This is a genomic window from Sphingomonas sp. CFBP9019, from assembly GCF_034045155.1.
In the GTDB taxonomy this organism is placed as follows: Bacteria; Pseudomonadota; Alphaproteobacteria; order Sphingomonadales; family Sphingomonadaceae; genus Sphingomonas; species Sphingomonas aerolata.
This window is the reverse complement of sequence record NZ_JAXCWK010000001.1, coordinates 126,459-147,487: the sequence shown is the minus strand read 5'-3', so window position 1 is coordinate 147,487 and position 21,029 is coordinate 126,459. Positions and strand designations below refer to the sequence as shown.

Here is a 21,029-nt window from a genome sequence, read left to right as displayed (position 1 = left end):
CGCGCCGTTAGCACCTCGCCGGGCTTATGCCAAAGCTTCCGCATCATCCGTGGCAACGGGAATCACAATCAGCGTCGCTTTCCCTGGTGCCGGATGTTCGCCGGACGCCCGCGCCGCTTGATCTCGCGGCCCGGCTTGCGCGCGCGTGCCGGTCCTGCGGCCCCCTTCCCCTCGGGCATTTCGAAGCGCAGCGCGCCCGATACCGGGTTCGCCTCGGCGAGCTTGAGGTCGAGCATCTGCCCCTGCGCATAGACGTCGCCGCTGTCCTCGCCGACCAGCGTCCGCGCCGCCTCGTCGAAACGGAAATACTCGCCGCCAAGGTCGCGCACCGGCATCAGTCCGTCGCCGCCGATTCCCTCGACCGTCGCGAAGAATCCGAAATTGGTGACGCCGGTAATCCGCACTTCCATGATCTGGCCGACGCGTTCGGAGAGGAACGAGGCGACATAGCGGTCGATCGTGTCGCGCTCGGCCTCCATCGCGCGGCGTTCGAGCCGGCTGATCGTCTCGCCGATTGCCTCCATCCCGGCTGCATCCTCGGCAGGCAGACCGCCTGCCCCCAGGCCATAGGCCGCGACGAGCGATCGATGCACGATCAGATCGGCATAACGGCGGATCGGCGAGGTGAAGTGGGCGTAGCTGCCAAGCCCCAGCCCGAAATGCCCGTGATTGGCGGGGCTGTAATAGGCCTGGGTCTGCGTGCGCAGCACCTGCTCCATCACCTGCGGCCGGAAGTCGGCGTCACCGATCCGCTCGAGCACATGGTTGAACGTCGCTGGACGGATGACCTGCCCCAGCGCGAACGGCACCCCGAACGTCTCGAGATAATCCTTCAGCGCTGCCAGCTTCTCGCGGCTCGGCGGCTCGTGATCGCGGTACATGACCGGCGCCTTCTTGCCCTCGAGCGCCTTGGCCGCGGCAACGTTTGCGGCGATCATGTAATCCTCGATCAGCCGATGCGCATCGAGCCGCTCGCGCGGTGCGACCGACATGATCCGCCCCTTCTCGTCGAGCACCACCCGCCGCTCGGGCAGGTCGAGGTCGAGCGGCGCTCGTGCATCGCGGGCCTTCGCCAGCGACGCCCAGCATCCCCAGAGCGGCTTCAGCACCGTCTCCGTCATGTCGAGCGCCAGCGTCCCGTCGATCGCCGCCTGCGCCTCCTCATAAGCCAAGTTCGCCGCGATCCGCACCACAGCGCGGGTGAAGCGCCACGACTTGAGCGACCCATCCTTGCCGATCACGAGGTGACAGGCGAGCGCGGCCCGATCCTCGCCCTCCTTCAGCGAACAGACGTCCGCCGACAGTATCTCGGGCAGCATCGGGACGACGCGGTCGGGGAAATAGACCGAATTGCCACGACGTCGCGCCTCGCGGTCGATCTCCGACTTCGGCCGCACGTAGAAGCTGACATCGGCGATCGCGACGATCGCCTTCCAGCCGCCGGCATTGGCCGGATCCTCGTCCGCCTGCGCCCAGACCGCGTCGTCATGATCGCGCGCATCCTCCGGGTCGATCGCGACGATCGGCAGGTGGCGCAGATCCTCACGGTCGTCGCCGAGCGGGAGCTGTGCGACGCACTTGGCCTCGTCGATCGCCTCGACCGCGAACACGTCGGGGATGCCGTGCTTGTGGATCGCGATAAGCGAGAAACTGCGCGCGGCGAACGGGTCGCCCAGCTTGTTGACGACCCGCGCGGCGATCCGCGGCGGCTTGCCGGCCAATTCGGCCAGCACCAGATCGCCCGGCGCGGCGCCGCCGGCATCGGCAACCGCGAACTCACGCCGCTCGCGCTTGTCGACGCCGGTCAGCCACAGCCGCCCCGCCTCCTCGCGCAGCACGCCCAGCACCTGTTCGGACGCGGGGGCAAGTACCTTCATCGGATGCGCGGTCCAGCCATTGCCGGCCTCCTCGGTCCGCGCGAGGATGCGCTCGCCGACCCCCAGCGCACCGCGCTTGCGTTCGCGCACGCGCAGCCGCGGCGGTGGCACGCCCTCGGCCTCCCAGCGCTCGGGGACCGCCCAGACATTGCCGGCATCGTCGACGTCGGCGATCCGCAGCACGGTGACCTTCGGCACGCCGCCCATCTTGTGGAACGCGCGGCCGGGGGCGCTGTCGATCAGCCCCTCGTCCGCCATGTCCTTCAGCAACGCCTTCAGTCCGATCTTGTCCTGCGCACTCAGGCCGAAGCCCTTTGCGATCTCGCGTTTACCCGCTGGGACGTCCGACGACGCGATGAAGTCCAGGATCTGCTGGCGGGTCGGAAGACCGGCTTTCGGTTTGTACATCCCCACCAGATAGGGTGCGTTGGGCGATGCGTCACCCGTTACCGGCAAGCCTTTGCAACACGGCGAAAATCAATCCTTGCGCCTGAACCTCATGAGCATATCATCTCCGGATAAACATAAGGAGAGAGACAGTGACGACGCCGCTACGGCTCGAAGCCGATCCCGAGGACAAGAACCTCGTCATCCTGCAAAGCCTGATCTGCCTGTTGCGCGAGAAGAACATCCTGTCGCGCGCCGACATCGAGGAGCTTTGCGCCACGGTCCAGCGCCGCGCCGCCGAACCGGCCAGCGACCCGATGCCTTGCCAGAACGGCGCAGTGCGCGAAGCGGCGATCGAGGTCGCGCATATCGGCGACTATATCGGCCGTCGCTATGGCGGAAAGCACCGGCGCGCGTTCTGACCACGCGCCGAGCTGTCGCGTTCTAGCCGCCGAGCTCCGCGCGTCGGAAGCACGTCGCTTCATGGTCGTTGACGATGCCTACCGCCTGCATCCAGGCATAGACGATCGTCGGACCGACGAACTTGAACCCACGACTCTTGAGATCGGCTGCGATTTGGGCCGACAATGCCGATTGCGTGACCAGCTTTGCACCGTCGCCGAGCAACACCGCGCCATCGGTAAACGACCAGCAATAGGTCGCGAAATCCAGACCCGCCTCGCGCATCGCGAGGACCGCACGCGCGCCGCCGATCGTCGACTCGATCTTGGCCCGCGACCGGATGATGCCGGCGTTCCCCATCAGCCGGGCGATGTCCGCCTCGTCGAAGCGCGCGACCTGTTCCGGGTCGAACCCGGCAAAGGCGGCGCGAAACGCCTCGCGCTTGCGCAACACGGTGATCCAGGCAAGTCCCGCCTGGAAACCGTCGAGCATCAGCTTCTCCCAGAGCGCGCGTCCGTCGCGTTCGGGAACGCCCCAGTCGGTGTCGTGATAGGCGCACATCAGCGGATCATGCCCCGCCCAGCCACAGCGCGAAGGGTGCGTCGTCACAGGGCATTCTCCAGGATGTCGTCGAGCGACGCATTGCGCACGCCCAGCCGGTCGAGCCGGGTCAGCATCGCCGACCACCAGGCATGGAACGTGCGCAGATCGGCGGCGTCGCGAACATAGGGCGTATTGCCGGGGACGAGCGACGGCGAATGGAACGCGAAGTTGAGCAGTTCGACCCCCTCGCCCACGGCGATCGTCACCGCCTCCAGCGCGACGCCGATCGGCATATCCTCCGGCGTCAACGCGACCCGCGACAGCAGGCCCAGTCGCGACGCGACACCGCGCGCATAGGGCACTCGCCCCAGCGCGCGGTACAGTCCCGCGCCGCCACCACGCAGCGCGCCGACATACAGCGTCGACAATGGCACGCTGAGGAGCGCGCCCCGGCGGCAGGGACGCGGGTCGCTCGACGAAAAGTCGGGCCCGCCCTCGGCTGAATAGTCATAGCCGGGCCGGACCGAGCTATCGAGGCGATAGCCGAGCGCCGTGAGTGTCGCGAACGTGTCCGGGCCAACCCCGTAGCGACCGGCGCGATACGCGCGCGGGCGTCGACCGAACGCCGTGGCGATCGCATTCGTGAGAGAGCGGAGCTTCGCGGCTTCGAGGCCTTGGGGAAGATTGCCCGCAAAGCTCATCGCCGGCGTCAGCGGCTCACCAAAGGGCGGGTTGACCCAGGGGTGCAACTGCGCGCCGATCTCCGACCGGCGATCGGCAACCACGTCGCGCAGGATCTCGACGGCGGCGGGATCGTCGACGATCGGATAATCGACCAGACAGGTCAGCGCGACGCCCTGCTCGCGGAACCGCGCATGCGCCTTGGGGAATGCCGCCATCGCACTCGTCGAATGTCGCGTACGCTCGAACGGCGCGGTCCAGTCGAACTGCTCCTCGACATCGACGAACACCGTGTAGCGCGGTCCGAAACCCGGCCGCCAGACGATGGGCTCCGGCGGTGAAGCCAGCCTGTACCGCGCGTCGTTCACCGAAACCGGTCGAGAACGCGCTCCATCCGTTCGGCCGCAACGGCGGGTAGCGTGAGGATGATGTGTTCGGACTCGAACGCCATGTGCCCACCCAGTTCGACCGCAAAATTCTGCGCCAGCCGCAGCGCAAATCCGGTGCCCAGCAACGGCGCGCCATCGCGCTCGTGACCGCGGTCGTTGTCGATGCTCAGCAGGATGTTCGTGTCGTGCACCGCCATCGCGCGAGGCCGATCGAAGCGCAGCGCCACCGTATCGCCGCAGCACAGGACCGCGACCATCAGCATCTCGTCCGCGCTGCAGGCCGATACGAGAGTCGCCAGCAGGCGCCCCACCAGCCGTTCGACCGCAAGGTCGTCACCGGCGATGTCGCAATGGGCCGCCGACGGATCGATGACGACCTGGGCGCCGCGCAACGCCGCCAGCGGTGCGAGGTCACGCACCACGCCGTCGAGCAACGGCAGGACGGGCACGATCGTCGGGCGCAGTTCGAGCGCATCGCCTTCAATCCGTGCCGCGGTATCCAGATCCTCGATCGCGGCCAGCAGTTCGGACGCCTGGCTGCGGATCATCGCCGCGCGTTCGCGATAGGTTGCAGGGACCGGGCCGAGCAATTCGGTCTCGATCAGTTCGGCGAAGCCCGCAATCGCATTGGTCGGCGTGCGCAGCTCGTGCACCAGTTGCCGCAACGAATCGGAAACCGGCGACTTGGGCGCGGCCAACGGCTCACCGAGCGACGCGACCTCGTCGCGGCGCGGCCGGCGCGCGGTGCCGCGAAACCCGGTAAACCGCCCCGATGCGGGATCGAAGGCCGGGACACCCGAAATACGCCATGCACCGGCAGCGCTCGACAAACCGCCAATCTGGAGCCGCGCCGCGTCGAAGGCGGAGCGCCGCCGGTAGGCGCCTGCCGCGACTCCGTCGATCTGAACCTCACCCTGAACGGCGGCATAGGCCAGCGAGGCGCCAACCAGCGCCGTGCGCGAAACACCATCGACCCAGCGGATCACGCCCGTCGGATCGGTTTCGTAGCGGAAGCTGTCGGCAACCTCCGCGGCAAAGTCCGTCGCGTCAGGCACGATCCGGTCGCGATTGAACGCGTCGATTCGCTTGACGAGGTCGGAAATCTCGAACCGCTCGGGCTTCGCGACGGGCTCGGGCGCGGCGTCGGTCGCCGGTACCGCCACGTGGCGCAGCGCTTCGGCCACGACCGGCAGACCGCGCGCGATCGCGCCGAGCGTGACAAAGGGCGACGCGGTGCGCGGCATGGTCGGACAGGACGGTGATTCCGCTGGAGCCTCGACGGCAGGTGCGTGCACCGCGTCATCGACAGAAAGCTGCACCTCTGCGCCGGGGTTGATCGCGGGAGCAACGTCGGATGGGGCCGGATGATGCGCGAGGACGAAATCGGTCGACCCGAAACTCTCAAGACCGCGACAGACGGGTTCGGGCAGATCTCGCCGATGCCGCAGGACGGATCGGCCCGCCGGGGTCAGCTGAGGCAGCAGAGCAAGCCAGTCATCCGCAGGCAGCATCGCAGTCCGCAACACGGGGGCGGCGATCGCCAAGGTGTCTTCGGCAAAAAACCTTACCAGTGCGACATCGGGCTTCGCGAACGCCAGCGCGCGCGCGCTTGCCGCGCGAACCGTGTCGGGGACCAGCTTGCGCAGCGCCTGCAACCGTTCCAGCGACTCAGCATCGGCCGGGCTACGCCCGCGTCCGATCAGGTCGACCATCTGACGCCACGCCGATTGAGCACCGAAATCCGTGGCCATGTCGGCAGATAGCACGGTCTTCAGGCTGTCGTCGAAGCGCACGGAGTTCCCCGAATGGACGCTGCACCGCCTGCGTCATCAAGGTGTCATACCCCGACGCGGCCTTGGAAGGAACAACAGAATTGGCGTGCATGGTTATGCCGTGGCGATGTGGGACAATTGCGTTTCGCCGCAACAATCTTATCGCTATGGAGGGTCGATCGCCGTGTTTGACGCGTTTCATGGGAGTTACACGTAATGAGTTTTGACCGGATCGATCGTCAGATCCTGTCGCTTCTGCAGGCCGACGGTCGGATGACCAATGTCGACCTAGCAGACCAGGTCGGGCTGACCGCGCCGCCATGCCTGCGCCGCGTCCGAGCGCTGGAAGAAGCGGGCGCGATCCGCGGCTATCATGCCGACCTCGACGCCGGCCGCCTTGGCTTCCCGATCACCGTCTTCGCGATGGTCAGCCTCCGCAGCCAGGCCGAGCACGACCTGGCCGCGTTCGAAACGCACATCGCCGACATCCCCGAGATCCGCGAGTGCCACATGCTCAACGGCGAGATCGACTTCATCCTGAAGATCGTCGCCGCCGACCTGAAGAGCTTCCAGGAAATCCTGACCACGCACCTGACCCCTGCCCCCAATGTCGCCAGCGTGAAGACCTCGCTGACGATCCGCACCGCCAAGGCGCTGTCCGGCATTCCCGTCACGCTCGACTAGACTCAAGCTCAACGCCGCATCCGCGGCGACCCCTCCGACGCGGGGCACAAAAAAAGGGGACGGCATCGCTGCCGCCCCCTTTTCCATTTCTGCGACCCGCTCAGGCGGCGGGAGCGTTCATCCAGGCCGTCCAGAGCTGCGCCGTCTCCAGACGCGGCGTGGTCTTCACGGCCGCGAACGAGGTCGCCGCACCAGCCTTGTCGCCCGACTTCGCCTGCGCGATGCCGAGATGCAGGTTGACGTCGTCGGCATTCACACCGCCCTTGCTGAGCGCGAGGCGATAGAGTTCGATCGCCTTGGCGTAGTTATCCTGCCCCAGATAGGCGTCAGCAGTGCCGGCAGCCAGCTTGCCATCGGCGTTGCTCGCGGCCTTCTTCTCGAGCCCGGACAAGGGGCCGTCGTTGCGGATCGCCGTGCCGGTATCCGCCAGCAGGGTCTTCGCCATGGTGTTGGTCGCAGGGATCTTGCCCGCAGCCATGCCTTCCTTGAGCACGGCCTGCGCCTCGCTCGGCAGACCGCGACGGTTCACGCTGTCCGCATATTCAAGATAGTCGTTCTGATCGGCCAGCGACTTGGTCTGGCGCATCAGCCGGAACAGGTCGATCTTCTGCGTCTCGTCGAGCGTGACGACGCCGTTCTGCTGGAGGCCGAACGTCACGATCACGTCGCGCCACGTCTTGGGCGACGGATAGGCGACCGCGTATTTCTGCAGCCAGGCGAAGGTCTCCGGCTTCAGCTTGGCGGCATTGGCCTTGCTGATCGCATAGCGATAGAAATCCTCGGGTGCCTTCTGACCGGCCGCGGTCGATGCCGTCACCGACGCGTCGAGATCGGCGAGGCCGCTCTTCACGTCGCCGCTTTCCATCTTCGCCTTGACGATCTGGAGGTCGAGGTTGGGATCGGTGAAGCCGAGCGCCTTGGCCTTCTGGAAATACTGGATCGCGACCGGATACTGCTTGCCGTTGAACGCGAGCGCGCCGCGACGATAGGTGTAGCGCCCGCGCATGTCGGCAGGCGTGCTGGGATTGGCGATCAGCACGTCGAGCGGCCCCGCCAGGACCGTCTCGTTGATCGGAGCATTGGGGTTGGCGGCCTGTGCGGCGGCCAGCTTCTGCTGTTCCAGATCATAGCGCAGCGCAGCGCCGATATATTTGTCGTCGTCGGTCTTCGCGGCTGCGTCGATCTGCGCGAGCGCGGGCTCTGCGGTGGCGAAATCCTTCGCGGCGATCGCGGGCTGTGCGACCTGCGCGGCCTTCAGGACCTCGGGGCTCAGCTTGAGACCGCCCTTGGCCTCTTCCTTCTTGTCCTTGGCCATGGCCGGAACGCTAAGTGCCATGCCGCTCACCCCGGTGGCGAGCACCGCGGCCAGTGCGAGTTTCGAAATGGTCTTCATGCGGGAACTCTCCTCGTGCGTATCTGCGACTTGGCGCGACGCTATATGGGTGTGGCCGATTGCGTTCAAGCAAGCAGCGGGAATCAGGGTGAAGACACGCCTTATGTGTCCCGCGCACTGAACGCCGATTGAACGCGCCGGGTTGCACGGCTAGGTGACCCGCATGATCGCCGTCCTCTCGCCCGCCAAGACGCTCGACTATGAGACCGCCCTGCCCTCCGTCACCCCCACCCAGCCGCGGTTCGCCGACGAGGCGACGACGCTCGCGCATGCGGCGGCGCATCTGACGCAGAAGCGGCTGAGCGAGCTGATGCACATCTCGCCGGCGCTCGCGAAGCTCAATGCCGACCGGTTCGGCGATTTCGACACGCTGCCCGAACGCCCCGCGCTGTTCGCGTTCGCGGGCGACGTCTATACCGGGCTCGACGCGAAGACGCTCGACGAGGCGGCGGTGGACTATGCGCAGGATCATCTGCGTATGCTCTCCGGGCTCTACGGCCTGCTCCGACCGCTCGACGCGATGCGCCCCTATCGGCTCGAAATGGGGACTCGCTGGGCGCCCCGTCAGAAGAAGCTGACCGACTGGTGGCGCGATCGGATCGCAAAGCTTCTGGCCGAGGACGTCGAGGCCGAAGGCTCGGGGACGATCCTCAATCTCGCCAGCCAGGAATATTGGGCGGCGGCCGATGGCAAGCTGCCCGCCGGGATCCGCGTCGTCGCGTTCGATTTCCGCGAGGGGGAGGCCCAGAAATTCGTCAGCTTCCACGCCAAGAAGGCGCGAGGGATGGCGGCGCGCTGGATGCTCGAGCACCGCATCGACGAAATCGAGGGGATGAAGGGCTTCGACACCGACGGCTATGCCTATGACGCGGCTGGCAGTACCGACGCGCAGTGGCGGTTCGTTCGCCGATGAGCAGCGCTGTCGTCATCGGCGCCTCGGGCGGGATCGGCAAAGCGCTGGAAGAGGCGCTGCGCGACGAGGGCACATCCGATGCCGTCCACGGCTTCTCGCGGTCGGCCGATGGTGATCGCCATCTGGACCTGGAGGATGAAGCGAGCATTGTCGCGGCTGCAACGAAGGTCGGATCGCCGACGCTCGTGATCGTAGCGACGGGCCTGCTCCATGCGGGCGACAAGGGGCCTGAAAAGGCGATACGCGATCTCGATCCGGCATGGATGGCGCACAACTTCGCGATCAACGCGATCGGTCCCGCTTTGGTCGCCAAGCATTTCCTGCCGACGATGCCCAAGGCGGGGCGGATCGTGTTCGCGGTCCTGTCGGCGCGGGTCGGCAGCATCGGCGACAACAAGCTCGGCGGCTGGTACGGCTATCGCGCGTCGAAGGCGGCACTCAACCAGCTCGTCCGGACGATCGCGATCGAGGACAAGCGGCGCAATTCGAGCGGCATCGTCGTCGGGCTGCATCCAGGCACGGTCGACACCGGCCTGTCGCAGCCGTTCCAGGGCAATGTGACGCCCGGCACGCTGTTCAAGCCGGACCGGGCGGCGGTCCAGCTGCTCGACGTGATCGACGGCCTCCGTGCGCCCGACAGCGGGAAGCTGTTCGCCTGGGACGGGGTCGAGATTACCCCCTGACCCGGGCCTTCGCCCGCCTTGAAGTCCGTCACCCCGGCGAACGATGGTAAAACGCATCGTGCCGACAACCGGCAATCACCCGCAAATACCGATGAAACCTCTCCTCTCCCCGCGCGTACGCGTGCGCGGGGGTAGTAAGGTGGTCCCCCCTCGGCTAAGGTGTGTCATCGTACCGAAACAAGCCGAAAGCCTTCAGATTTGACCGACGAGACCATGCTCGCCGAACCCACCGGCGGCGAGCCAGCCGGCATTGCCACCATCTCGATCGTCGACGAGATGAAGTCGAGCTATCTCGACTATGCGATGAGCGTGATCGTCGCGCGCGCGCTCCCCGACGTCCGTGACGGCCTGAAACCCGTTCATCGCCGCATCCTCTATGGCGCGCACGAAAGCGGCTTCGTCGCGGGCAAGCCCTATCGCAAGTCGGCGCGTATCGTCGGTGACGTGATGGGTAAATATCACCCGCACGGCGACAGCTCGATCTACGACGCGTTGGCCCGCATGACCCAGGACTGGTCGATGCGCGTGCCGCTGATCGACGGTCAGGGCAACTTCGGCTCGATGGATCCCGATCCACCCGCGGCGATGCGCTACACCGAGGCACGCCTCGGCAAGGTCGCCAACGCGCTGCTTGGCGATCTCGACAAGGACACGGTCGACTTCACGCCCAACTATGACGGCTCGGAGCGCGAGCCGTCGGTGCTGCCGGCGCGCTTCCCCAATCTGCTCGTCAACGGCGCCGGCGGCATCGCGGTCGGCATGGCGACCAACATCCCGCCGCATAACCTCGGCGAAGTGATCGCCGCGTGCCTCGCCTATATGGACAATGGCGCGATCACGACCGAGGAACTGTTCGAGATCGTCCCCGGTCCCGATTTCCCGACCGGCGCGATCATCCTCGGCCGCGCAGGCGCCAAGTCCGCCTACGAGACCGGCCGCGGCTCGATCATCGTCCGCTCGCGCCACGTCGTCGAAGAGGGCAAGGGTGATCGCCGTTCGATCGTCCTGACCGAGATCCCGTTCCAGACCGGCAAGAACGGCCTGGTCGAGAAGATCGCGGAAGCCGCCAAGGACAAGCGCATCGAAGGCGTCAGCGACATTCGCGACGAATCGAGCCGCATGGGCGTGCGCATCGTCATCGATCTGAAGCGCGACGCGACCCCCGACGTGGTACTCAACCAGCTCTGGCGGCACACGCCTGCGCAGTCGAGCTTCCCCGCCAACATGCTCGCGATCCGCGGCGGCCGCCCCGAGCTGCTGAACCTGCGCGACATCATCGGCGCGTTCATCACGTTCCGCGAACAGGTCATCACGCGCCGCTCGAAGTTCGAGCTCGCCAAGGCCCGCGAGCGCGCGCATCTGTTGCTCGGCCTCGTCATCGCGGTCACCAATCTCGACGAAGTCGTCCGCATCATCCGCGGATCGTCGAGCCCCGCCGAAGCACGCGGCAAGCTGCTCGCGCGCGAATGGCCGGTCGCTGAAATCGCGCCGTACATCGCGTTGGTCGAGGCGGTCGAGGACAAGCAGCAGGAGGGCATCTACAAGCTGTCCGAGCCGCAGGTCCGCGCGATCCTCGATCTTCGCCTGCACCGCCTCACCGCGCTCGGCCGCGACGAGATCGGCGACGAGCTGAAGACGCTCGCGGCATCGATCGCCGAACTGCTCCACATCCTCGCCGACCGCGCCAAGCTGTACGAGGTGATGCGCGGCGAGCTGATCGCGATCCGCGACGAATTCGCGACCCCGCGCCGGTCCGAGATCGCCGCTGCCGCCAACGGCATCGACGACGAGGATCTGATCGAGCGCGAGGACATGGTCGTCACCGTGACCATGCAGGGCTATATCAAGCGCACCAGCCTCGACACGTTCCGCGCTCAGGCACGCGGCGGCAAGGGCCGCGCGGGCATGTCGACCAAGGACGAGGATGTCGTCACCGAGCTGTTCGTCACCTCGACGCACACGCCGGTGCTGTTCTTCTCGAACCTCGGCAAGGTCTATCGCTACAAGGTCTGGCGCCTGCCCGAGGGTGGTCCAGCAACCCGAGGGCGCCCGATGATCAACCTGCTGCCGCTGGCGCCGGGCGAGACGATCTCGACCGTGCTCCCGCTGCCGGAGGATCTGGGCGAGTGGAGCCGTCTGCACGTGATGTTCGCGACGCAGCGCGGGCTGGTGCGCCGCAACGCGATGGACGCGTTCACCAACGTGCCGTCGAACGGCAAGATCGCGATGCGTTTTGAAGAAGGCTCCGAGGACAAGCTGATCGGCGTCGCGTTGCTCACCGAGCATGACGATGTCCTGCTCGCGACGCGGCTCGGAAAAGCGATCCGCTTTGCCGGCGACGACGTCCGCGAGTTCCAGAGCCGCACCTCGACAGGTGTGCGCGGCGTGACGCTAAAGGGCGACGACGAGGTCATCTCGCTGTCGGTCCTCCACCGCGTCGGCGCGACGCCCGAAGAGCGCGAGACGTATCTCAAATTCGCCCCCTGGAAGGGCGAGCGCGAGGGCGATCACGGGATGGGCGACGAGCGCTACAACGATCTCAAGGACCGCGAGCAGTTCATCCTGACGGTCTGCGAGAACGGCTATGGCAAGCTGTCGAGCGCGTACGACTATCGTCGCACGGGGCGTGGTGGTCAGGGTATCACCAACATCGACAACATCGCGCGCAACGGTCAGGTCGTGGCGAGCTTCGCCGCGGCCAAGGGCCATCAGCTGATGCTGGTGACCAACCAGGCCAAGCTGATCCGCACGACGCTCGCGTCACTGCGCGTCATCAGCCGCAACTCGGCGGGCGTGAAGCTGTTCGACGTGGCGAAGGGCGAGCATGTGGTCTCGGCCGCGCGGATCGAGGAGACCGAGGAAGACGCCGAAGTGAACCTGGCTGACGCAACGCCAGAGCTGGCGCCCGACACCGGCGCGACGATCGGCGAGGACACGGCGGCGGGCGATCCGACCGAAGGCCAGGGGGACGGCGAATGAGCCGCGACCCTATCGCCTACAAGGTGCTGACGGGCGAGCAGCTGGCGTCGCTGGAAAGCGGCAGCTTCGCCGGCGCGCCGGTCGATCTGGCCGATGGCTATATCCACCTGTCGACCGCGGCGCAGCTGACCGAGACGGTCGACAAGCATTTCACCGGCCAGTCCGACCTGTACGTCGCCGCAGTCGATCTCGAAGCGATCGGCGACGACGTGACATGGGAAGAGTCGCGCGGCGGCCAGCTCTTCCCGCACATCTATAACGGTCCACTGCTGCTCGAGACGGTGCTGTCCTACAGCCCGCTCGAACGCGACGATGCCGGCCAGGTTAAGCTGCCCGTAGCCGGCTGAAGCCGTGACCATCCTCCCCCGCCCGGGGGAGGTGGCAGGCAGAGCCTGACGGAGGGGGCGGCAACGACGACCGTCGTTTATCCGCCCCCGCTACCCGATCACGCCGCCAGATCGCGCATCAACGGCGCATGTCGGTCGACGAGCACCGCACTCGCCTGGTTCAGCCCGACGACCTCGACCACCGCACCATGCCGCCGCAGCTTGGCGACCACATCGTCGAGCACGCCGACCGCGGTGACGTCCCAGAGATGCGCCCCCGTCAGGTCGATCCGCACATGCTTGGCCTCCTCGCGCAGGTCGAAACGGTCCGCGAAGATATCCGCGCTGGCAAAGAACACCTGCCCCGTCACGCTGTAGATGCGCGTATCGCTCGCCGCGTCGTACTCGACCGCCACGTCCATCATCCGCGTGACCTTCCACGCGAAGAACACGCCGCTCAGTAGCACGCCCACCCCGACGCCGAGCGACAGGTCGTGGGTCGCAACGGTGACGACGACCGTCGCCAGCATGACGACGCTCGACACCTTGGGATGCCGCACCAGATCGCGCAGCGACCCCCAGGAGAAGGTGCTGATCGACACCATGATCATGATCGCGACCAGCGCCGCGACCGGCACCTGCGCGACCCAGGGACGCAACGGCACCATCACGACGAGCAGGAACACGCCGGCGACCATCGTCGAAAGCCGTCCGGTGCCGCCATAGCGGACATTGCCGACCGTCTGGCCGATCATCCCGCACCCGGCGATCCCGCCGAACGCGCCCGCGGCGATGTTGGCGAGCCCGAGCCCGGTGCATTCGCGCGCCTTCGAGCTGCGCGTCTCGGTCAGCTCGTCGACGACATTGGCGGTCATCATCGATTCGAGCAGCCCAACCGCCGCCATCGCAAGCGCATAGGGGGCAACGATGCGCAGCGTATCCCAGCTGAGCGGCACGTCGGGCAAGCCGAACGACGGCAGCGAATCGGGCAGCCGCCCGAGATCGCCGACCGTCTTCAGCGGCATCGGAAACCACATCGCGATTGCGGTCAGCACGACGATGCAGATCAGCGGCGACGGGATCGCACTCGAGACCCGCGGCACGAGATAGATGATCGCAAGCCCGCCCGCGATCATCGCATAGGCTTGCCAGCTGACCCCCACCATCTGCGGCACCTGAGCCGAGAAGATCAGGATCGCGAGTGCGTTGACGAACCCCGCATGGACCGAGCGCGAGACGAACCGCATCAGCACATCGAGCTTGGCGAGCCCGAACGCGATCTGCAGCATGCCCGCGAGGATCGTCGCGACGAGGAGATATTGCAGCCCGTGCGCATGAACGAGCGCGGCGGCGACCAGCGCGACGGACCCCGCAGCCCCCGATATCATCGCGGGGCGACCGCCCGCAAAGGAGATGACGATGCCGATCACGAACGAGGCGAACAGGCCGACCTCGGGATCGATGCCGGCGACGAAGGAAAAGGCGATGACCTCGGGGATCAGCGCGAAAGTACCCACCATGCCGGCGAGAATGTCACGCCGCGCGGCCGTCGGGCCGCTATACCACTCGGCGCGGTAACGAGAAAAAGCAGAAATTGTCATGGATGTGTCCGCATAGGACGCACGAACCGCGGCGACCCTGTCGGTCGCGGGTGTTCAAAATGGCGTCGTTGCGTTGTCCGGCGGATCGGCGGCCGGAATAGCCACCCGGAATTGCACCGGGTCCAAGCGAATGCGGGCCTGCTAGCGGATCAGGTGCTGCATTGCAACACGGTCTGCCACTCTTCCTCCACAACCCCGTCATCCTGACGAAAGTCAGGATCCAGAGTTACTAAACCGCGCCGTTCCTGGCTCTAGATCCTGACTTTCGTCAGGATGGCGAATAAATGAGGTTCCCGAAAATCACGTAAACAGGTCCACCACCTCGGCCCCCTCGCCCACCGCCTGCAACAGCAGGGTCCGGTGGCAATGGCAGGGGTCGCGCTCGTAACACAGCAGCGCGCTCGGCTTCTCCGCCGCGAGCGCGAGCATGATCGCCGCCTGCGCCTGCGCCTCGGGCAGTTCCAGCTGTTCGTCATACACCGCGGTCAGCGTTGCGACGTCACCCTTCTTGGCCGCGTCGCGCCCGCGCTTCGGCGTCCCGAGCGCCTTCAGATGCGTGTAATCGATCCCCGCCTCGCGCAACGATGCCGCAAGCGACGTCTTTGAAAATCCCGGCCGACGCGACAGCGGCAGCGCGCGGACGTCGATCACCCGCTCGACCCCGGCCCGCGTCAGCGCCGCAAGAAAGTCCGTCATCGTGGTGGCTTCATAGCCGATCGTGAAGATCTTCATAAGAACGAAGTGGGATTGGACCGCTGACACGGCAAGCGTCCGGCGCTATCTGGCGGGAATGACCCACGACATCCATGTTATCGGCGGCGGCCTCGCCGGATCCGAAGCCGCCTGGCAGCTTGCCGAAGCCGGCCTCAAGGTCCGCCTCTCCGAAATGCGCGGCAGCGGCGAAGCCACGCCCGCGCACCAGACCGACGGCCTCGCCGAGCTCGTCTGCTCGAACAGCTTCCGCTCGGACGATGCGGAGAGCAACGCAGTCGGCCTGCTCCACCAGGAACTCCGCACGCTCGGCTCGCTGATCATGCGCCAGGCCGATATCCACCGCGTCCCCGCGGGCTCCGCGCTCGCGGTCGACCGCGACAATTTCTCGAACAGCGTGACGGAGGCGATCGACCAGCATCCGAACATCACGCTCGTTCGCGAACGTATCGACGCGCTGCCCGACGGCCCGACGATCATCGCCACCGGCCCGCTCACCGCCGCCTCGCTCGCCGCCGGGATCGGCGCCGAAACCGGCCGCGAGGCGCTCGCCTTTTTCGACGCGCTTGCCCCGATCGTCCACCGCGACTCGATCGACATGGAGACGGCGTGGTTCGCCTCGCGCTGGGACAAGGGCGAGGGCAAAGATTACATCAACTGCCCGATGGACAAGGACCAGTATCTCGCCTTCCATCAGGGCTTGGTCGATGGCGAGAAGACGCCGTTCAAGGACTGGGAGAAGGACACGCCCTATTTCGATGGCTGCATGCCGATCGAGGTGATGGCGGAGCGCGGCGTCGACACGCTGCGCTATGGCCCGATGAAGCCCGTCGGGCTCGACAATCCCAAGACCGGGCGCTGGCCCTATGCGGTCGTCCAGCTGCGCCAGGACAATGCGCAGGGCACGCTGTGGAACATCGTCGGCTTCCAGACCAAGCTGAAGCATGCCGATCAGGTCCGGCTGTTCCGCACGATCCCCGGCCTGGAGAATGCCGAGTTCGCACGGCTGGGTGGCCTGCACCGCAACACCTTCATCCGCTCGCCCGAGCTGCTCGACGCGACGCTGCGGCTGAAATCGCGGCCGAACATCCGCTTCGCCGGGCAGATCACGGGCTGCGAGGGCTATATTGAAAGCTGCGGCATCGGCCTGCTCGCGGGCCGGTTCGCCGCCGCCGAACTGACCGGCCAGACGCTGACGCCGCCACCCTTTGCGACCGCGCTCGGCGCGTTGCTCGGCCACATCACCGGTGGGGCGGAGGCCGAGACCTATCAGCCGATGAACGTCAATTTCGGGCTGTTCCCGCCGATCCCCGGCCGCACTAAAAAGACCGATCGCAAGCGGATGTACACCGATCGTGGCCGCGCGGCGCTGGCGGCGTGGCTCAACTCTCCTCAGACGACGGCGGAACCGGCGGACAGGCAGCCCGAGACGACGGCTTCCGCCTGACCGCGGTGGTGGCGAATTCGGGCGCGGTCATCGCGCCCGATTTGTCCGCATCCGCACCGGCGAACTTGGTCGTCGCCTTGACCGCCCATTCGTCGAACGACAGCCGCCCGTCGCCATCGACGTCGAGCTTCGTATAGGCCTTGCGCCGCGCGACCAGATATTCGTCGCGTGTCACCGCGCCGTCGCGATCCTTGTCATACCGTTGAAATCGCCGCTGTTCGCGCGTTGCATCGGTCGCACGCGGTGCCATGCTCGGCAAAGGATCGGTCCCGCCATCCGCCTGTGCCTTGGTCTGCGCCTGCGCGGTCGGTTGTGGCGCCAGCACTGGCCCGGATCGCACCTTGCCGCCAAAACCCAGTATCGCCGCACCGATCAGCGCGATCAGCGCCGCGCCACCCGTCAGGTATCGCCACATCCCCGGTCTCCCCCACCCCCGGACGTCCCCGTCCAGGCGCAAGGCTAATCCCGCCGCGCGCCGATCTCAAACGAACCGGTCAGTATCCGACCAGTCTGTGCAGCAGCAGGCGGCCGACCCGCTTCGGGCTGCCGGCCGGTTGCTCCGGCGCGGTAAGATCGGCCCGCGCCAGCAATGCTAGTGCGCCAAGCGCTCGTGCGCGTCGTGGCCAGCGACCGTGGAGCGCCATGTCGAGCCGCCCGCGCGCGATCGCAGCCACGCCTGCCGCGCGTTGCGGATTCGACAGCCGCAGCGACAGATCCGCAAGCGCCCATCCCTCGCCCGCCGCCGCGATGCGATCGTCCGACACCGCCAGCAAAGATGCCGCCGCCGCGAACAGCTGTCCGCCGCGCAGGCGGGCAAAGCGTTCGACCGCTGCATCGTCGAGCGGCGTTTCAAGCAGTGCCTCCCACCCCTCGGCGATCGTCGCGAGCGTGGCGCTGCCGACCTGCGGCACGACATGGCGTGCGAGCGCCTGCAACACGGGCTCGGCCGGCGGCGGCGCGGTGTCGAGCCGGCCGAGCGCCTCATACCACCAGGTCAGCCGCATCTGCCCGACGATCGGCTCGCGCGTCGTTTTGAGGATCGTGCCGAGCGCCGTATCGAGCGCGAACAGCGCCTCGAGCCCGGGCCGGGTCGAGGCCGGGGCGTAGCTCAGGGCAAGCGCGCGCTCGGGATTGGGTAAGTTGGCAGGGTCGACCATCGCGCCGCCATAGCTGCGAACGCGCCGCAGGGCACGCCCCCGCTCTCGTTAACCATATCTCTTGAGCCGGGCTTACCGGATTGCCGGGCATGGGTGCGCGATCAAGATCCACTGGGACATCCATGGCCAAGACGATTGCCCCGAAATTTGCAGCGCTGACGTTCCTCGCGCGTCTGCGACGGAACGTCAAAGGCAACACTTTGGTGATCGTCGCCTTCGCGATCATGCCGCTGCTGGCCATGGTCGGGTCCGGGCTGGACATGTCACGCGCCTATGTCGCGCGTGACCGGCTGCAGCAGGCCTGCGACGCGGGCTCGCTGGCGGCGCGGCGCCTGCTGGCGGGCCCGACGCTGACGAGCGACGTCGAAACCGAAGCCAGAAACTATTTTAACTTCAACTTCCCCAGCGGGGCCTTCGACACGACCCCGTTCACTCCCGTGGTCACCGTTCCCGCCGTTGGTACCGTCCGGATCACCGCGACGACCGCGATACCGACCACGGTGATGAAGATCTTCGGGTTCAACACCTTGCCCCTGTCGATCACCTGCGCGGCGACGCAGGATTTCGTCGGCACGGACGTCGTGCTCGTCCTCGACATGTCGGGATCGATGAACTGCCCGACGAGCCGCCCCAATGACGCCTGCGGCGAGATCGAACAATCCGGATCGAAGATGCAGGCGCTGCGCGATGCGTCCGAGTCCCTCTACGACACCCTGGAGTCTGCACAGAACCAGCTGCACAACAACAACCTGAGGCTTCGCTATGGCTTTGTGCCCTATAATGCGACGGTCAATGTCGGCAGGCTCGTCTATGCCAAGGATGCGAGCTATATCCGCAACAGCGCACCCTATCAGACGCGGGCCCGAACCGGCGGACCTGTCTACAGCTCGCTGAACTGGTGCAACGCGTATGACGGCAGCTATTCAAGCTATTGGGGGGTCTGCTCGAACTACTGGACCTACCAGCAGGCGACGCTGAACACCGCGACGTTCAAGACGGGCGCATCGGTACCGACGCCTGGCGGATCGCCCAGCACGGCGACATCGAAATGGGCCGGGTGCATCGAGGAGCGCCAGACCAACAACACGACCATCGACGGCGGATCGCTGACGACGGCACCGTCGGACGCGTGGGACCTCGACATCAACCGGTTGCCGAACTCGGACGCCAGCCGTTGGGCGCCGTGGTGGCCCGAGACGGAATTCGATCCCGACCGGCGCGCCATCTATACCGACCCGAAATACTGCGCCAGCGAGGCCAGCCGCCTGAAGGAATATTACGGCGACAAGGCTGGCTTCATGAGATACCTTAATGATCTGCAACCGCTTGGCGGCACCTATCATGATATCGGCATGATATGGGGCGCCCGGTTTATCTCGTCGGACGGCATCTTCGCATCGGCAACGCCCGAAACGAACAATCAGAGCGATCCGGACAATCCAAGAAAGCTTCGCGGCTTCTCGGTCAGGAAGTTCATGATCTTCATGACCGACGGCGACCTGTCGCCTTACCTGGACGTCTATACGACCTATGGCGCGGAGGAGCGCGACAAGCGCGTGCTGGGAACGACGACGGGCAATACCACCCAGCTCGCCGCAGCGCAGCTGTCGCGCCATCTCCAGCGATTTCGCATGGCCTGCAATGCTGCCAGGGCGCAGGGTATCCAGCTGTACGTCATTGCGTTTTCGACCACGCTGACCAACGACATGCGGGATTGCGCGACACAGCCCTCCATGGCGTCGGGCATCACCACCTCCGCCGCGCTCATCCAGAAGTTCAAGGAAATCGGCACCAAGGTCGGATCGCTACGGGTGAGCCAGTGATCGCGCAATTAGCGCCGGCAAGGCGGCGCATTGCGGCAGATGTCGCGGGCGCAACGATCGTCGAATTCGCTCTGATCGTACCGTTACTGATCGGGTTGCTGATGATGATCCTGGAGGTCGGGTATCAGAATTATGTCGAGGCCATGGTACAGGGCGCGCTCGCAAAGGCATCACGGCTGACCACGGTCGGCAACACGACCGCTGCCAACGTGAGCGCAACGATCAAGGCCGAGGTCCGCGCCGTCGTCCCGGCAGAATATGTCACCGTGTCGACGCGCCGCTATTACAACTTCTCGAATGTCGGCAAGCCCGAGAAGATCACGTCGGACACGGACCCGCGCGGCACGTTCAATCTCGGGGACTGTTTCGAAGATGCGAACAACAATGGCATTTACGACGCGACGCCGGGCGATGACGGTGTCGGTAGCGCGGACGACGTCATCTTCTACACGGCGACGGTGAGATACCCCAATCTGACGCCGGTCGGACCGCTGATGGGCTGGACGCGCACCCGGACAGTTACGGAAACGACGCTGGTACGTAACCAGCCCTTTACCTCGCGTGCGGCACCGACGGTCGTATGTACCAAGCCATGACGAGGATCGACAGCACCGCAAGGCCAGGGGTTCTTGCCGACACGCGCGGCCTCGCAATGATCGAATTCGCGATCGTTGCGCCGTTCCTTCTGACACTGGGTCTCGCCGGTGCCGAACTGACGCACATGTCGATCGCCAAGATGCGCGTCAACCAGATCGCCACGACCGCGTCCGACAACGTCGCCCGCGTGCGGGATTCGATCAACGAGGCCGATGTCAACGAGGTCCTCCTCAGCCCGAAGTTGTTAGGGACCGATATCGACTTTGCCGATAACGGCCGCGTCGTGATCTCGAGCGTCGAACCCAATGGTCAGACCGGCACGAAGGCGGGGCAGTGGATCCGTTGGCAGCGGTGCACGGGGGCGCTGAACACCAGTGCCTCGCAGCCGGCTTATGGCCTGCAGGACAAGGGCAAGGCCGATGCAAGCCTGCAATATATGGGACTGGCCAGTCGCAAGATTACGGCGGCCGCCGGAACCGCGCTGATCTTCATCGAGGTGACCTACAAATATCAGCCGCTCGTCTCGCAGCGATTTTTCGGCGCTCCGGTCCTGCGCGCCGAAGCGGTGTACAATGTGCGAGAACGCAACGACCAGACCCTGGCCGCCGTTGCAGGAGTCACGCCGAGTCTGTGCTCGACCTACGCAGCATGATCGCTCCGACCG

General features: G+C 66.1%; 19 protein-coding genes and 1 other annotated feature. Of the genes, 10 read left to right on the top strand and 9 right to left on the bottom strand.

Annotated elements, in window-relative coordinates:
* Nucleotides 1-68: 68 nt before the first annotated feature.
* The gene (locus tag SOM18_RS00605; RefSeq protein WP_320481150.1) at nt 69-2,285 is read right to left on the bottom strand and encodes a VacB/RNase II family 3'-5' exoribonuclease; all 2,217 of its coding nucleotides are present in this window, start codon (nt 2,283-2,285) and stop codon (nt 69-71) included.
* 131 nt (nt 2,286-2,416) lie between these two features.
* Here SOM18_RS00605 and SOM18_RS00600 point away from each other — a divergent pair, with 131 nt between their 5' ends.
* On the top strand, nt 2,417-2,686 hold the full coding sequence (locus tag SOM18_RS00600) for a hypothetical protein (RefSeq protein WP_031439915.1): 270 nt from the start codon (nt 2,417-2,419) through the stop codon (nt 2,684-2,686).
* A 22-nt stretch (nt 2,687-2,708) separates the two neighbouring features.
* On the opposite strand, the gene SOM18_RS00595 is transcribed toward SOM18_RS00600, so the two are convergent.
* The 3 genes from SOM18_RS00595 to SOM18_RS00585 are packed head-to-tail and all read right to left on the bottom strand — an operon-like array spanning nt 2,709 to nt 6,072.
* On the bottom strand, nt 2,709-3,227 hold the full coding sequence (locus SOM18_RS00595; protein ID WP_042466697.1) for a DNA-3-methyladenine glycosylase I: 519 nt from the start codon (nt 3,225-3,227) through the stop codon (nt 2,709-2,711).
* A 44-nt stretch (nt 3,228-3,271) separates the two neighbouring features.
* Nucleotides 3,272-4,258 (bottom strand): polysaccharide deacetylase family protein, encoded by a 987-nt coding sequence (locus tag SOM18_RS00590; protein ID WP_031439913.1) that lies wholly within the window; start codon nt 4,256-4,258, stop codon nt 3,272-3,274.
* On the bottom strand, nt 4,255-6,072 hold the full coding sequence (locus SOM18_RS00585) for a sensor histidine kinase (protein WP_031439912.1): 1,818 nt from the start codon (nt 6,070-6,072) through the stop codon (nt 4,255-4,257). The genes SOM18_RS00590 and SOM18_RS00585 overlap by 4 nt, the downstream gene beginning before the upstream one ends.
* Nucleotides 6,073-6,267: 195 nt before the next feature.
* Here SOM18_RS00585 and SOM18_RS00580 point away from each other — a divergent pair, with 195 nt between their 5' ends.
* The gene (locus tag SOM18_RS00580) at nt 6,268-6,735 is read left to right on the top strand and encodes an Lrp/AsnC family transcriptional regulator (RefSeq protein ID WP_031393257.1); all 468 of its coding nucleotides are present in this window, start codon (nt 6,268-6,270) and stop codon (nt 6,733-6,735) included.
* Nucleotides 6,736-6,835: 100 nt separating this feature from the next.
* Here SOM18_RS00580 and SOM18_RS00575 read toward each other — a convergent pair whose 3' ends face one another.
* On the bottom strand, nt 6,836-8,128 hold the full coding sequence (locus tag SOM18_RS00575) for a hypothetical protein (RefSeq protein WP_031439911.1): 1,293 nt from the start codon (nt 8,126-8,128) through the stop codon (nt 6,836-6,838).
* Between the two features lie 163 nt (nt 8,129-8,291).
* Here SOM18_RS00575 and yaaA point away from each other — a divergent pair, with 163 nt between their 5' ends.
* The 4 genes from yaaA to SOM18_RS00555 all read left to right on the top strand — a co-directional run bounded on the left by yaaA (nt 8,292) and on the right by SOM18_RS00555 (nt 13,050).
* Complete coding sequence (gene yaaA, locus SOM18_RS00570) at nt 8,292-9,041, top strand: peroxide stress protein YaaA (RefSeq protein WP_031439910.1); 750 nt, start codon at nt 8,292-8,294, stop codon at nt 9,039-9,041.
* Nucleotides 9,038-9,724 (top strand): SDR family NAD(P)-dependent oxidoreductase, encoded by a 687-nt coding sequence (locus SOM18_RS00565; protein ID WP_031439909.1) that lies wholly within the window; start codon nt 9,038-9,040, stop codon nt 9,722-9,724. Before yaaA ends, SOM18_RS00565 begins: the two co-directional genes overlap by 4 nt.
* Nucleotides 9,725-9,922: 198 nt before the next feature.
* Complete coding sequence (gene gyrA, locus SOM18_RS00560) at nt 9,923-12,703, top strand: DNA gyrase subunit A (RefSeq protein WP_192008611.1); 2,781 nt, start codon at nt 9,923-9,925, stop codon at nt 12,701-12,703.
* Complete coding sequence (locus SOM18_RS00555; RefSeq protein WP_031439907.1) at nt 12,700-13,050, top strand: DUF952 domain-containing protein; 351 nt, start codon at nt 12,700-12,702, stop codon at nt 13,048-13,050. The genes gyrA and SOM18_RS00555 overlap by 4 nt, the downstream gene beginning before the upstream one ends.
* A 98-nt stretch (nt 13,051-13,148) precedes the next feature.
* On the opposite strand, the gene SOM18_RS00550 is transcribed toward SOM18_RS00555, so the two are convergent.
* Both SOM18_RS00550 and SOM18_RS00545 read right to left on the bottom strand, forming a co-directional pair.
* Nucleotides 13,149-14,630 (bottom strand): SulP family inorganic anion transporter, encoded by a 1,482-nt coding sequence (locus SOM18_RS00550; protein ID WP_031439906.1) that lies wholly within the window; start codon nt 14,628-14,630, stop codon nt 13,149-13,151.
* 71 nt (nt 14,631-14,701) lie between these two features.
* Nucleotides 14,702-14,757, bottom strand: a sequence feature (sul1 is cis-regulatory element that is thought to sense ions involved in sulfur or methionine metabolism; They are found in Alphaproteobacteria).
* A gap of 173 nt (nt 14,758-14,930) precedes the next feature.
* Nucleotides 14,931-15,362 carry a DUF488 family protein gene (locus tag SOM18_RS00545; protein WP_031439905.1) on the bottom strand — a complete coding sequence of 144 codons (432 nt, stop codon included), beginning with the start codon at nt 15,360-15,362 and terminating at the stop codon, nt 14,931-14,933.
* A 58-nt stretch (nt 15,363-15,420) separates the two neighbouring features.
* On the opposite strand from SOM18_RS00545, the gene trmFO reads away from it, so the two are divergent.
* A complete protein-coding gene (gene trmFO / locus SOM18_RS00540) occupies nt 15,421-16,788 on the top strand; it encodes a methylenetetrahydrofolate--tRNA-(uracil(54)-C(5))-methyltransferase (FADH(2)-oxidizing) TrmFO (protein ID WP_031439904.1) in 1,368 nt (455 codons plus the stop codon).
* Here trmFO and SOM18_RS00535 read toward each other — a convergent pair.
* Nucleotides 16,724-17,203, bottom strand: coding sequence for an EF-hand domain-containing protein (locus SOM18_RS00535; protein WP_031439903.1), 480 nt, complete (start codon nt 17,201-17,203; stop codon nt 16,724-16,726). The genes trmFO and SOM18_RS00535 overlap by 65 nt on opposite strands.
* A 79-nt stretch (nt 17,204-17,282) precedes the next feature.
* A complete protein-coding gene (locus SOM18_RS00530; RefSeq protein WP_031439902.1) occupies nt 17,283-17,945 on the bottom strand; it encodes a squalene/phytoene synthase family protein in 663 nt (220 codons plus the stop codon).
* Nucleotides 17,946-18,067: 122 nt separating this feature from the next.
* Between SOM18_RS00530 and SOM18_RS00525 the strand changes: the two genes are divergently transcribed.
* The 3 genes from SOM18_RS00525 to SOM18_RS00515 are packed head-to-tail and all read left to right on the top strand — an operon-like array spanning nt 18,068 to nt 21,017.
* Nucleotides 18,068-19,768, top strand: coding sequence for a TadE/TadG family type IV pilus assembly protein (locus SOM18_RS00525; RefSeq protein WP_042466696.1), 1,701 nt, complete (start codon nt 18,068-18,070; stop codon nt 19,766-19,768).
* Nucleotides 19,765-20,364 carry a TadE/TadG family type IV pilus assembly protein gene (locus tag SOM18_RS00520; RefSeq protein ID WP_042466695.1) on the top strand — a complete coding sequence of 200 codons (600 nt, stop codon included), beginning with the start codon at nt 19,765-19,767 and terminating at the stop codon, nt 20,362-20,364. Before SOM18_RS00525 ends, SOM18_RS00520 begins: the two co-directional genes overlap by 4 nt.
* On the top strand, nt 20,361-21,017 hold the full coding sequence (locus SOM18_RS00515) for a TadE/TadG family type IV pilus assembly protein (protein ID WP_042466694.1): 657 nt from the start codon (nt 20,361-20,363) through the stop codon (nt 21,015-21,017). The genes SOM18_RS00520 and SOM18_RS00515 overlap by 4 nt, the downstream gene beginning before the upstream one ends.
* Nucleotides 21,018-21,029: the final 12 nt, after the last annotated feature.